Annotated in this window: 15 protein-coding genes and 1 tRNA gene; 8 read left to right on the forward strand and 8 right to left on the reverse strand. The window is 68.0% G+C overall.

From position 1 onward, the window contains the following. Positions 1 to 13: 13 nt before the first annotated feature. A complete protein-coding gene (locus tag LF41_RS07820; protein ID WP_036168236.1) occupies positions 14 to 592 on the reverse strand; it encodes a TMEM165/GDT1 family protein in 579 nt (192 codons plus the stop codon). 46 nt (positions 593 to 638) lie between these two features. Further along, positions 639 to 1,097, reverse strand: a complete 459-nt coding sequence (locus tag LF41_RS07825) for a hypothetical protein (RefSeq protein WP_036168238.1) — start codon at positions 1,095 to 1,097, stop codon at positions 639 to 641. Between the two features lie 79 nt (positions 1,098 to 1,176). On the opposite strand from LF41_RS07825, the gene LF41_RS07830 reads away from it, so the two are divergent. Then, positions 1,177 to 1,263, forward strand: a tRNA-Leu gene (locus LF41_RS07830). A 22-nt stretch (positions 1,264 to 1,285) separates the two neighbouring features. Further along, complete coding sequence (locus LF41_RS07835; RefSeq protein ID WP_036168240.1) at positions 1,286 to 1,942, forward strand: YceH family protein; 657 nt, start codon at positions 1,286 to 1,288, stop codon at positions 1,940 to 1,942. 10 nt (positions 1,943 to 1,952) lie between these two features. On the opposite strand, the gene LF41_RS07840 is transcribed toward LF41_RS07835, so the two are convergent. Further along, positions 1,953 to 2,378, reverse strand: a complete 426-nt coding sequence (locus LF41_RS07840; RefSeq protein ID WP_152599937.1) for a hypothetical protein — start codon at positions 2,376 to 2,378, stop codon at positions 1,953 to 1,955. A 46-nt stretch (positions 2,379 to 2,424) separates the two neighbouring features. Further along, complete coding sequence (locus tag LF41_RS07845; RefSeq protein ID WP_036168244.1) at positions 2,425 to 3,603, reverse strand: PAS domain-containing sensor histidine kinase; 1,179 nt, start codon at positions 3,601 to 3,603, stop codon at positions 2,425 to 2,427. A gap of 106 nt (positions 3,604 to 3,709) precedes the next feature. Here LF41_RS07845 and LF41_RS07850 point away from each other — a divergent pair, with 106 nt between their 5' ends. Further along, a complete protein-coding gene (locus tag LF41_RS07850) occupies positions 3,710 to 4,657 on the forward strand; it encodes a chemotaxis protein CheB (protein WP_036168247.1) in 948 nt (315 codons plus the stop codon). Here LF41_RS07850 and LF41_RS07855 read toward each other — a convergent pair whose 3' ends face one another. Next, complete coding sequence (locus LF41_RS07855) at positions 4,658 to 4,900, reverse strand: hypothetical protein (protein WP_036168249.1); 243 nt, start codon at positions 4,898 to 4,900, stop codon at positions 4,658 to 4,660. A gap of 103 nt (positions 4,901 to 5,003) precedes the next feature. Here LF41_RS07855 and LF41_RS07860 point away from each other — a divergent pair, with 103 nt between their 5' ends. After that, positions 5,004 to 5,681, forward strand: a complete 678-nt coding sequence (locus LF41_RS07860) for a hypothetical protein (protein WP_036168252.1) — start codon at positions 5,004 to 5,006, stop codon at positions 5,679 to 5,681. Between the two features lie 21 nt (positions 5,682 to 5,702). Here LF41_RS07860 and LF41_RS07865 read toward each other — a convergent pair whose 3' ends face one another. Beyond that, positions 5,703 to 6,116, reverse strand: coding sequence for an EF-hand domain-containing protein (locus LF41_RS07865; RefSeq protein WP_152599938.1), 414 nt, complete (start codon positions 6,114 to 6,116; stop codon positions 5,703 to 5,705). 140 nt (positions 6,117 to 6,256) lie between these two features. Here LF41_RS07865 and LF41_RS07870 point away from each other — a divergent pair, with 140 nt between their 5' ends. Then, the gene (locus tag LF41_RS07870; protein ID WP_036168258.1) at positions 6,257 to 6,934 is read left to right on the forward strand and encodes a hypothetical protein; all 678 of its coding nucleotides are present in this window, start codon (positions 6,257 to 6,259) and stop codon (positions 6,932 to 6,934) included. Here LF41_RS07870 and LF41_RS07875 read toward each other — a convergent pair whose 3' ends face one another. Both LF41_RS07875 and LF41_RS07880 read right to left on the reverse strand, forming a co-directional pair. Further along, on the reverse strand, positions 6,935 to 8,092 hold the full coding sequence (locus tag LF41_RS07875) for a sensor histidine kinase (protein ID WP_036168260.1): 1,158 nt from the start codon (positions 8,090 to 8,092) through the stop codon (positions 6,935 to 6,937). After that, positions 8,089 to 8,778, reverse strand: coding sequence for a response regulator transcription factor (locus tag LF41_RS07880; protein WP_237577684.1), 690 nt, complete (start codon positions 8,776 to 8,778; stop codon positions 8,089 to 8,091). Before LF41_RS07880 ends, LF41_RS07875 begins: the two co-directional genes overlap by 4 nt. A 120-nt stretch (positions 8,779 to 8,898) precedes the next feature. Here LF41_RS07880 and LF41_RS07885 point away from each other — a divergent pair, with 120 nt between their 5' ends. Genes LF41_RS07885 through LF41_RS07895 form a run of 3 tightly spaced genes read left to right on the forward strand, consistent with a single transcriptional unit; the run spans position 8,899 to position 12,253 of the window. Further along, positions 8,899 to 10,899, forward strand: coding sequence for an LTA synthase family protein (locus tag LF41_RS07885; protein WP_052116233.1), 2,001 nt, complete (start codon positions 8,899 to 8,901; stop codon positions 10,897 to 10,899). Beyond that, entirely contained in the window at positions 10,896 to 11,516 is a 621-nt protein-coding gene (locus tag LF41_RS16120; RefSeq protein WP_052116234.1) for a phosphatase PAP2 family protein, read from the forward strand. The genes LF41_RS07885 and LF41_RS16120 overlap by 4 nt, the downstream gene beginning before the upstream one ends. Next, positions 11,513 to 12,253 (forward strand): COG4705 family protein, encoded by a 741-nt coding sequence (locus LF41_RS07895; protein WP_036168266.1) that lies wholly within the window; start codon positions 11,513 to 11,515, stop codon positions 12,251 to 12,253. Before LF41_RS16120 ends, LF41_RS07895 begins: the two co-directional genes overlap by 4 nt. Positions 12,254 to 12,256: the final 3 nt, after the last annotated feature.

Consider the following 12,256-nt stretch of genomic DNA (forward strand, 5'->3'; position numbering starts at 1 on the left):
GCAAGCGGCCGTTTCAGAAGCCGAAACGCGCGCCCACGCCGCCCAGCGTCAGCACGCCCAACACCGCGAACAGCCCGGCCGCGACGATGTGCACCAGCCGCATCGGCACGCGCGAGAGCAGTTTGTCGCCGAGGAACACGGCGGGCACGTTGGCGATCATCATCCCCAGCGTGGTGCCGAGCACGACTTCCACCGGCGCGGCGTATTTCGCGGCCAGCGCGATGGTGGCGAACTGCGTCTTGTCGCCCATCTCGGCGAGGAAGAAGGCGACGAGCGTGGTGCCGAACACGCCCCAATGTTTCTTCGCCTGCGCGTCCTTGTCGTCGAGCGTGTCGGGGATCAACGTCCACGCGGCCATGCCGATGAACGACAGGCCGAGGATCCACCGCAGCACATCCGGGCCGATGACATGCATCAGCCACGCGCCGAGCGCGCCGGCGGCGGTGTGGTTGAAGATCGTGGCCGCGAAGATGCCGGCGATGATCGGCCACGGCTTGCGGAAGCGCGCGGCCAGGACGAAGGCGAGCAACTGCGTCTTGTCGCCGATTTCCGCAAGGGCGACGACGCCGGTCGAAACGAGGAAAGCTTCCATCGCGACTCCGGAAAACAGTCGCGCAGTTTATAGGAAGCCCCCGGAATCAGCGCGTCGAAGCGCTCGCCGGCACCGACACCGACGCCTGCGCGGGCGGCGCACCCGAGGCCGCATCGGCCATCGCTTCGATCGCGGCGATGTCTGCCTCGCCCGCGGCGCGATTGGCTTCTTCGGCCGCGTTGTTGCCCGAGCTGGAGAACGACGCGTGGTCGCGCATCATCTCCGACCAATCCGGCGCGCTGTCGAGCGTGCCGAGGAACAAGATCACCCCGATCAGGTAGACGAACGGCGAGACCAGCAGCGAGGCGAGCAACTGGAACAAGCCCGACATCGCGCCGCCCTTGTTCATCGCCACGATGGCGAGGATGAAGGCCACCAGGTTCAGCGCCCAACCCAGCATCCCGATGAAGGGGACGGGCAGGAGGAACGTCACCCAGGCGATGACCAGGCAGATCCACGCGGCCTTGGCCGCGGTGTTCGGTTGCCGCGCAACGACTTCACTCATCGAAGATTCCCGGAATCCCGGCTCCCCAGCCGGCCGATGCGGAGGTTAGCGCAGATCGCGATATGCTGCGCCGCGCCCGGCCCGGATGGCGAAACTGGTAGACGCAAGGGACTTAAAATCCCTCGACCGCAAGGTCATGTGGGTTCGATCCCCACTCCGGGCACCACGCCTGACCGAACTTGGCGAACATGACCAACGATTCCCCATCGCCCTTCCCGCTGTTGAACCCCACCGAAGCGCGCGTGCTCGGTTGCCTGATCGAGAAACAGGCCACCACGCCCGATCAATACCCGTTGACCGAGAACGCGGTGCAGGTGGCTTCCAACCAGAAGACCAATCGCGAGCCGCTGATGGAGCTCACGCTGGGCGATGTCGCCCACGCGCTGCGCCGCATGGAGGAGCGCGGGTTGGTGCGCGGTGCGCATTCGGCGCGTTCGTTGCGCTTCGAACACAAGGCCGCGCAGGTTTACAGCCTGACGCCGCCGCAACTGGCGATCATCGGCCTGATGCTGCTGCGCGGGCCGCAGACGCCGAACGAAGTGCGCCTGCGCACAAACCGCATGACGACGTTCGCCAGCCAGGACGACCTGCAGCACGCACTCGATCGCTTGCAGGAACGCGAAGCGCCGCTCGTCGTTCGCATTCCGAAGATGGGCGGGCAGCGCGAGGATCGCTACACGCACTTGCTGAGCGGGCCGGTCGATGTCGAGGCATTGCGCGGCGCGGTCGAGAGCGACGGGCCGGGTGGCGGCGGATCGATGGGCGAGCGCATGGCCGAGCTGGAAGCGCGGGTCGCATCGTTGGAAGAGGTGATTCGTCGCCTGGCGCCGTCGGCGGGCGAGTAGCCCGCCGCGCTCATTCCGACCAGACGTTCTGCGGCTTCTCGTCCTCGAAACGCACCTGCCGGATCATCATCATCGATTCGTCGAACGTGAACTTCGCGAAGTACTCGCAATCGCACATGACGATCGAGCCATCGGGCGAATAGAGGTCGTAGTCCAGTTGCAGCACGCCGTCCTGCAAGCGGAACGTCGGGTTGCGCGCCGCGTTCAACCCGCACGTGTCGGGGTGTCGGACGAGAAAGGTAACCTGGTTGTCGCGCGTCAACCGCCGGACCGTCGAATGGAACGGCGCGTCGCTTGGCCAGTCGCCCGCGCATCCGAGGAATTCGAACGACACGAGGGCGGACGCCGACGGTGGCGTATCGCGGGTCCGGCTGTCCGCGCACGCTGCCACGCACAACATCAATCCACAGATCGTCGCCAGGAATGCTCGCTTCATCCCCGAAGAATAATACGGAAGTCGAAGTTGCCCGCCTGAGGTCGCCTCAGGACTCCGTCACCGGCGCGGCGTCTTCCACCTGTCGCATCGGCAAGGTCACGATGAACTTGCTGCCTTTCCCCGGCCCGTCGCTTTGCGCGGTTACGCTGCCGCCATGCATTTGCACCATCTGCTTGACCAGCGTCAGCCCGATGCCGAGGCCGCCTTGCGATGAGGTCTCGCGGGCCTGGCTGAACATCTCGAAGATGTGGTCCAGCACTTCGGACGTCATGCCGATGCCGGTGTCCTCGATCTTGACGAGGATTTGCTCGCCTTGCTGCACGGCGGTCACCCAGATGCGGCCGTCTTCGGGCGTGTAGCGGATCGCATTGCCGACGAGGTTGACGAACACCTGCTGCATGCGCAACGGATCGGCTTCCATCATCACGGGCGCCGCCGGCAGGATCAGGGAGACGCGCGGTGCGCGAGCCGGTGCGCGTTCCTTGGCCGTCGCGATGGCCGCCTGCAACATGTCGCCTGCTTCCAGCGGTTCGGTGCGCAGCGACAAGCGTCCCGTGGCCGCGCGCGTCGAATCGACGAGGTCGTCCACCATGCGCGCGGCATAGCCCAGGCTGCGGCGCAACATCGCGCGCGTGGAATCGATGCGCGTATCGTCCGGCGGCAGGCGGTCGAGCAGGTCGGCGCACGCCATCATCGTTGCGAGCGGATTGCGCAGCTCGTGTGCGAGCGTGATCATCGCGCCCTCGCAATGCGCGGCCTGCGCTTCGCTCTGCGTGACCTGGTTGCGAAGCATCTCGGTCGCCATCTTGTGCGTCGTGCGGTTGCGCAGGATCTTCAGGTAGCCCAGCAGTTCGCCGCCATCGTCCCGCAACGCGACGGTCGCGCCCTCGGCCCAGAAACGGGAGTCGTCGGCGCGGCGCATCCAGCGGTCGTTTTCCATGAAGCCCGTCGCGCGCGCGACATCGGTTTCGAATTCCGGGACGCCGCCGGCCTGGTCCTCGGGCACGAAGCAGGTGGCAAGTTGGCGGCCGACAAGTTCCATGTCGCCGAAGATGTGATACGCGGCGTCATTGGCCCAGTCGATGGTGCCGTCGACTTCGATGACGAGTGCGGCGTGCATCGGCGTGGTGCGAAGGAAACGCCATGCGATCCCGCGCAAGTCGTCGAGGCGCTGCCCGTCGCCGGGTTGCGCAATGTCGAGCCGCCTGTCGTCGTCACGCTGCATCCGTCTCCTCCACCTGCGCCGCATAGGAGGCCATCGCCCGCGTGAACATGGCGGATGGGCCGCGCGACGACCGGCCTGTCACGCAGCGCCGCAGAACATCCAGCGCATGAAGGGATCAGCCTCCCCGCTGCGGGATATCGTGGTCATCGGTGCGTCGGCGGGCGGGATCCCGGTGCTGCTGGAGCTGGCGGCCGCGCTTCCCGCGCGGTTCCCGGGCGCCATCCTCATCGTCCAGCACATCGGCGCGCACCGCAGTTACCTGCCTGAATTGCTGCGTGATTCCGGAAGCAATCCGGCGGTGCACCCGACGTCCGGCCAAGTCTTGGAACGCGGCACGCTGTATGTCGCGCCACCGGATCGGCACATGCTGCTCGTCGGGAACCACATCCGGCTCACGCACGATGCGAAGGAAAATCACGTGCGCCCGGCGATCGATCCGCTCTTTCGTTCGGCCGCGATCGCCCACGGGCCGCGCGTGATCGGCACGATCCTCAGCGGACGTCTCGACGACGGCACCGCCGGTTTGCTGGCGATCAAGGCGTGCGGTGGCCTCGCCGTCGTGCAGGATCCCGAGGATGCGCAGGAACCGGGTATGCCGCGCAGCGCATTGGACCACGTGGCGTGCGACCGCGTGGTCACGCGCGCGTCGCTCGCCGACACGTTGGTGTCGTTGATGCGGGAGCCGGCGGGAATGGCGCAGGAGATTCCGCCGCCGTTGCTCGAAGAGCATCGCTTGTCGGTGGGCGAACCGGAGCCGATGGACGACCTCGACAATATCGGCGTGCCGTCCAAGATCGTCTGCCCCGACTGCAGCGGCGTGCTGTGGTCGCTCTCCGGCAAGCATCCGCCGCGTTATCGCTGCCACACCGGCCACGCGTATTCCCTGCAGTCGCTCCTGCATGCACAGGCGGCGCGCGCGGAAGATGCGTTGTGGAAGGCGCTGCGCGTGCTCGAGGAACGCGAATATCTGCTGCGTTCTGCTTCGCAGGACGACGAAGCGGCGCACATCGCGCTGCACTCGGAGACCCTCAAGAAGATGATCCGCGCGAAGTGATCAGCCGTGCGCGGTGTCCATCAGGCGCGCGATCAACACGATGTCTTCGCCCATCGTCGGCAAGTGCAGCACGCCGATTTCTTCGGTTTCGATGATCAAACCTTCGCCCAGGTAGGACCACTCGGCCGCGGGATAGTCGGGCGCGTAGAGGTTGTCGTCGATGACGGCGACCACCTTGCCTTTCAGGCCGTCGGCGGCGACGCGGTCGCCGGGCAACACGGATTGTCCGCTCGTGTAGTGCATGGCGCGGAGTTTCGCATGCGCCGGATCGACGTCTTTTTCACGTCCGGTTCCTCCCGCGCACCGCGTTGCGATTGAAAATGCGGCTCGGAAACGGACGGCGGCGATGATCACGGGACTGGTGTTTTCGGCGGCGCTGGCGGCCACGATGAGCGTCGATGCGACGGCATTGCAGCCGCTCGGCACCTTCCACGGCAACTCTGCCGTGGCGCGCGATGGCGAGGCGTGGCTGGCGTTGCGGCTCGATGGCGACGATGCCGCGCTGGTCGCGACCAAGGTGCAGGTGCGCAAGATCACGGAAGGCGATGAGGAAGAAACCGAAGTCGCCGCGACCGTGCCCGACGCGATGATGCTCGTGCGCGGAAAGGGCCTGGCCGAAGGCGCGGTGCCGGTGGCGCCGATCGCGGACAGCAATGCGGCCGAACATGCCTTGCCGCTCGGCGAGCGCCGCTTCGACGTGCGCACGGTGTGCGTCGACGACGGCGAACGCGGCGGCCAGTTGCGCGTGAAGTGCGAGGTGCGCCTGCAGGAGGGCGCGAAGCAGCAAGTGCTGCTGCGCATGGACGGTTATCGCGAAGCCGCAAATCCCGCGCCCGTCATCGCCGACGAGAAGGCGCCGAAGCTGTTGTTCGCCGGCGACCTGGATCGCGATGGCGCGCTCGACCTGATCATGGACACGGCGTCGCGCAGCAATGTCTCGAAGCCGACGTTGTATCTCTCGTCGAAGGCAGGCGAGGGCGAGTTGGTCGGGGAAGCGGCGACGAACGAAACGACGGGGTGCTGACCCCGTCGTCGACGGCGACCGTCAGTTCACCATCTTCACGCCGAAGCGCGCCGCCAGTTCCTGCGGGTCGACGTTGCCGTCGCCGTTCTCGTCCATCCATTTGAAGCGCATTTCCGAACCGCGATCGAGCTCGTTCACGTCGAGCTTGTCGTCGGCGTTGCGGTCGGCGACGCGCACGCGGTCGAGCGCGGTGGCCTCGGTCGCATCGGCGCCGAGCAACGGCAGGAGTTCGGACGGGCTGACCAGGTGATCGCCGTCGTTGTCGAGCGCGGCGATGAACACGTCGGCGTCGACTTCGTACTTGCTCAGGCCGCCGTCGTGGTTCACGTCCAGGCGCGCAAAACGTTCCGAGGCGGTCGTGGCGATCTGTTGCGCGGCCAGCGGCGCGCTCGCGATCAGCAACACGACGACGAATCCTCTCAGTGACCTGGCCATGGCGATGTGCCCCGCGCGCGAAGGGAGGGGCCAGCAGACCAGTGACCGGAAGCGCACGCAATTGGCCTTTCGCCCAACGGCCGCTTAGGATCGCGGGACGACCCTGGGGGAGGGCGAGGACAATGGCGGCGACAGGGACTGTGGCGGGATCCGCGCGCAAGGTCGCGTGGAGCGTGGGGGTGTTCGTGGTCGGGCTCGGGATCCTGGCGCTGGCGGCCACGTCCGCCTCGATGCGCGAGGCGCGCAGCCGCGAGGATGCGGCGCAGGCGGTGGTGGTCTCCAACGTCGCCTCCGCCCTGTGGTCGGCCGCCGAGCGCGATCGGCAAGCCTTGCGCGAGTACCGTCGCAAGGTGGCCGTGCACTCGGCGGCGATGGATCCGAAGCGGATCGCGGAACCGGAGGGCGCGTCGAAAGCGCGCGATGCGGTCGATCGCTTCCGCGCCGCGTGCGCGGAGTTGGCCGCCGCGCGCAACGCATCGGACATGGAATTGCTGCGGCAAGTCGACGCGCGCTCGGGCGGCGAGCGCACGAAGCAAGTGCGCGAAGCGCTCGAACGCATCGACGCCCACGCCCAGCGCATGCGCGAGAACCAGCGCACGCAGGCCGATGCGTTGTACGCGCTGGTCACGTTCCTCTCCTCACGCGAGGGACGCATCTCCTTCGACAACCGCGGGCCGCTGTTCCGCGACGACGCGGACCTGGCCGAATACAACCGGCTGGCGCAGGAGGCACGCGCGCTCGCCGCGGAAGAAACGCGTTTGGCCGACGGGATCGAGCTGGCGACGCGCAACGAGTTCGCGCGCCTCGCGCGTCCGTGATCAGCCCGCGTGCGTGAGCACCACGCGGCCCGCGACGGCTTCGAGCATCCAGCCGGCGCGTTCGGCCGCGCGCGCCAGCAGCGGCGACAGCGCGCCGGCGTCGCTGCGACGCGGCGCGTCGTCATGGACCGCGTCGGCATCGACGAGCATCAGTTGACCGTTGCTGCGGCTCGCCACGATGCGGTGAGCGTCGCGCAAGTACTTGCGGACGAGCGCGCGTAGCAGCAGCACGGTTTCGCGATGCGCCACGTCGAATGCGCCGGTGGCGTCGATGGTCGTCCGCTCGGGCCACGGCGCGAGGGCTTCGGACAGCAACGTGGCGGTGTCCATCGTTTCGCGTTTCACCGGCGCGCGACGCGCGGCGCCGAACAACAGTTCGACCAGTTCGCCGAGTTCCTGCGCACCGCGATCCAGTCGTTGCAAGCGCGCGGCGTCCGCGTCGTCCTGCGCCGGCATGTCCAGCATCACTTCCGTCACGCCCTGCACGACGGCGATGGGCGTGCGCAACGCGTGGCTGGCATCGGCGAAGAAGGCGAGTTGGCGATCGTCGGCGTCGACCAGGCGCGCCTGGTAGTCGTCGATCGCGCGCGCGAGGTGCCCGAGTTCGTCATCCGCCAGGCCATCGCGCAGGCGCGTGGGCTGCGGGGCGACGGGCAGACGATCGACCGCCTGCGACAAGGCGCGCACCGGCGCGAGCGCGCGGCCGGCGAAGAGCCATCCGAGCCAGCCGGCGAGCGCCACGCCGAGGACCACCATCGCCGCCAGCAACAGGCGAAGGTGCACTTCGAGTTGTTCGATGTCGCCCAGGTCGATGGTGAACCACATGCGGCCGGCGGCCGTGTCGAAAACGCCGACATGGATGCCTTCGTGGCGCTCGTCTTCGTGCACGCCGAGGCCGAAGCGTCCGAGGTCGTCCGGGGGTTTCGCCAGCCAGCCACTGAGGCGTTGCGTGCGCGGCAGCTCCACCGGCAGGCGATTGGCGATGCGCAGGCTGTAATCCTCGGCCTGGCCGCGCAGCACTTCGGAGGCGATGACGTGTTCGTAATCCTCGGTGATCGCAATCACCGCGGCGGCGAACAGCAAGGTCATCACCAGGCCGAGCGCGGCGCACGCGAGGGTCACGCGGCGGCGCAACGATGCGGGCGTGCGTGCGCTCATGCGCCGGGCACCTGGTAGCCGACGCCGCGCACGGAGCGGATCAGCGGCGTCCCGAAGGGTTTGTCGACGAGCGCGCGCAGTTCATACATCTGCGTGTGCAATGCGCCCATGTCGGCGGTGTCGTTGCCCCACGCGGCGCGCAGCAGGCGTTCGTGCGGCACGATGCGCGGGGACTCGGACAACAGCGTCTCGAGCAACCGGCCCTGCAGGCGGGTCAGTGGAATGCGGCGGCCTTCGCGCAGGGCGGTCATGGTGCCGGCATCGTAGGACAGGACCGTGCCGACGGTCGTGTCGGCGGCCGGCGCTGCGCGGCGGTGGAGGGCGCGCAGGCGGGCATCCAGTTCCTTCAGCGCGAAGGGTTTGACCATGTAGTCATCGGCGCCGTGTTCGAAGCCGCGCAGGACGTCGTCGAGCGTGTCGCGGGCGGTGAGCATCAGCACCGGCACGCCGTCGCCGGCGTCGCGCAAGGCGCGGCACAGGTCGAGGCCGTCGAGGCGGGGCAGGCCGAGGTCGAGGACGATCGCGTCGAAACCGCCCCGTCGCGCATGCGCCAGCCCGGTCGCGCCGTCGCCGCAATGGTCGACTTCGTAGCCGCGGCGTTCGAGGAAATCCCAGATGTTGGCGGCGATGTCGTGCTGGTCCTCGACGAGCAGGACGCGCATGCCGGCGGAGGGGGGCGGGGGCATGGCGCGCAGCGTGCCATGGCGGGATGACGGCGTGTTAACGAACGGCTGAGGCAGGGCTGAGGCCGCATTACGCGGTGCGCGCCGAGGCTGTCGGCAGTCGTACACGTTGCCGGAGTTCCCTTGTCGTCCTGGAGTTCGATCCCCGCCCGCCTGCGCCCGCTCGCCTGGCTCGGCGCCTGTTTCCTCTTCGTGTCCACCCTCACGCGGCTCGCGTTGCGACTGAAGACCGGCATCGCTGCCTTCGACGGCGTGCCCGGCGAGCTCCGCCTGTTCGCGATCGGCTTCGGCTACGACGTGCTGACGTTCGTCTACTTCGCGTGGCCGCTCGTGTTGTTGCTGTGGCTGTTGCCGAAGGGCTGGCTGGCCAAGCGCCGCGGGCGGTGGACCGTGGAGGCGCTGTGCTTCGCGATGCTCGGCGTGCTGCTGTTCGTCGCGGTGGCCGAGTGGACGTTCTGGGACGAGTTCCAGGCGCGGTTCAACTTCATCGCCGTCGATTACCTCGTCTATACGACCGAGGTGCTCGGCAACATCCGGCAGTCGTATCCGGTCGGGAAGATCCTGGTCGCATTGATCGCAGCGGCAGTCGGACTGGCATGGTGCACGCGCGGTGCCCGGCGTGCCGTGGTCGACACGATGCCGTTCGCGCGGCGCAGCGCCCTGGTCGCAGCGTGGTTGTTCGCCACGCTCGCCGGTGCGTGGCTCGTCGATGGCGAGATGAAGGATTCGGGCCGCAACAGCTACGCCGACGAGCTGGCGGGCAACGGCATCCACCAATTCTTCGCGGCGTACCGCAACGCGTCGCTCGATTACGATCGCTTCTACCGCACCGTGCCGGCCGACGAAGCGCTGGCGCAGGTGCGAAGCGCCCTGGCGACGCCCGACGCGACATTCCTCTCGTCCCACGGCATCGACCGCCACATCCACAACGCGCGGCCCGAGCGGCGGTTGAACGTCGTGCTGGTGAGCGTGGAAAGCCTGTCTGCCGATTACAGCGGCACCTACACCGGCGGCGATTCGCTCACGCCGCACCTGGATGCCCTGTCGAAGGACAGCCTCGTCTTCAGCCGGCTGTACGCCTCGGGCACGCGCACGGTGCGCGGGCTCGAAGCGTTGTCGCTCTCGGTGCCGCCGACGCCGGGCGAGTCCATCGTCAAGCGTCCCGGCAATACCGGGCTCTTCAGTCTGGCGGAGGTCTTCAACGAGAAGGGGTACGACTCCGAATTCCTCTATGGCGGCTACGGCGCGTTCGACGACATGAACGCGTTCTTCGCCGGCAACGGGTACGGCGTGCACGACCGCACCGAAATCCCGGCGAAGGACATCCACCACGAAAACATCTGGGGCGTCGCCGACGAAGACCTGTACATGCTCGCGTTGCATCGATTCGACCGCGTGCATGCCGCCGGCAAGCCGTTCTTCGCACATCTGATGACCACCTCGAACCACCGGCCGTACACGTTCCCCGCCAACCGCGGCCCGTGGCCGCAGAAGCGCCGCCAGAGCGCCGTGCTGTACACGGACTGGGCCATCGCCGATTTCCTGGCGCGCGCTCGGACGCACGCGTGGTTCAAGGACACGGTATTCGTCTTCACGGCCGACCATTGCGCAATGAGCGCGGGCAAGGCCGCGCTGCCGGCGTTCCGCTATCGCATCCCGATGTGGGTGTATGCACCGGGGCACGTCGCGCCGGGCCGGTTCGACGGATTGATGGGGCAAGTGGACATCGCACCGACGGTGCTCGGATTGCTCGGGATGGACTACGACAGCCGCTTCTACGGTGTCGACGTGTTCGAACGCGCGCCGGCGCGTGCGTTCGTGGGGACGTACCAGCTGCTCGGTTACCTGGGCGACGAACGACTCGTGCAACTGGCGCCGCATCGCCGCGTGGCGACGCTCCTGCCGGCGATGCGCGCCGACCTCGCGCAGCCTGCGATCGCCGACGATCCGGCCGCGACGTTGCAGGCCGTGAGCTTCTACGAAACGGCCGCGCACGCGTTCCGCGACGGCGGCATGCGCAAGTGGATGCACAACGCGCCCCCGCCGCGCGAGATCCCGGCCGAGGCGCCGACGCCCACGGCCCAGGTCCGCCGGACGCAACCGCGCCCACGAGCGGCGGGATGATCCGCAGGCGCTTCGCGTGGGTATGCGTCGCGGCGGCCGTCGTGCTGTCGCAAGTCACCGAGGAAGTCCTGGGCAACGAAAGCACGCGCGTCGACCGGGAGATCCTGGTGGCGATCCACGACAGCGTGTCGTCGGCGTGGCGCGCGGTGTTCGACGTCGTGACGCTCAGTGCATCTGCACGAGTGCTCCTGCCGGCAGTCGCGTTGCTCGCCATGGCGCTGGCCATCGCGCGGCATCGGCAGGAAGCGCTGCTGCTCGCCTTGTCCGCGGGCGGCGCTTCGATGGTGGTGTATGTCGCGAAGACCGCGTTCGGCCGCGCGCGCCCCGACCTGTGGGACACGCAGTGGTATTGGGGATCCAGCTTCCCCAGCGGTCACACGTTGAGCGCCGCGGCGGTCGCGACGGCGGCGTGCCTGGTCGTCGCGCGACTGCGGCCGGCATGGGCGCGTGCATCCGTGCTGCTGGCGATCGCGTGGGTGGCGCTGGTCGCCTTGTCGCGGCTGGTGCTCGGCGTGCACTGGCCGACGGACGTGGTCGCGGCGGCGTGCGCCGGGTTGCTCGTCGCGGCCGGGGTGAGCGGTGCGTTGTCGATCATCGAGCGAAGGACGCAGCCATGAACGAACGCACGTCGAGCAAAGTCCCGGCAGTCACCGCCGGCTTCTGGCTGGTCAAGATCCTGGCCACCACGCTGGGCGAGACCGCCGGCGATGCGGTCACGATGTCGATGGGCCTGGGATACCTCGCGGGAACGCTGATCTTCGCCGCCATTTTCGCGGCGGCGGTCTACGCCCAGAGCCGCGCACGCGATTTCCATCCGATCGTCTATTGGACGACGATCGTGGCGAGCACGACGGTGGGGACGACGCTCGCGGACTACGCGGACCGCTCGCTCGGCATCGGCTACACCGGCGGCGCCAGCGTGCTCGCATGCCTCGTGCTCGCGTCGTTGTTCGCATGGCACCGCACGCTCGGCACCATCGCGGTGGACAGCGTGGGCGATGCGAAGTCCGAAGGGTTCTATTGGGTCACGATCATGTTCTCGCAAACGCTCGGCACGGCGCTGGGCGATTGGGTGGCCGATACCGCGGGCATGGGCTACCTCGGCGGGGTCGTTGTCTTCGGCGGTGCGCTCGCGGTCGTCGCGCTGTTGTATTTCAAGTCGCGCGTGTCGCACGTCGCGTTGTTCTGGGCGGCTTTCATCCTCACGCGGCCGCTCGGCGCGGTGGTCGGGGATTTCCTCGACAAACCGGTCGCGCACGGCGGCCTGGACCTGAGCCGCTACACCGCCTCCCTGGTGATCGCCGCGGCCATCGCCGGTTGCATCGCGTTGTTCCCCCAACGCGCCGCGCGGTAGCGC

Origin of the sequence: Lysobacter dokdonensis DS-58 (assembly GCF_000770795.1) — a bacterium.
In the GTDB taxonomy this organism is placed as follows: Bacteria; Pseudomonadota; Gammaproteobacteria; order Xanthomonadales; family Xanthomonadaceae; genus Noviluteimonas; species Noviluteimonas dokdonensis.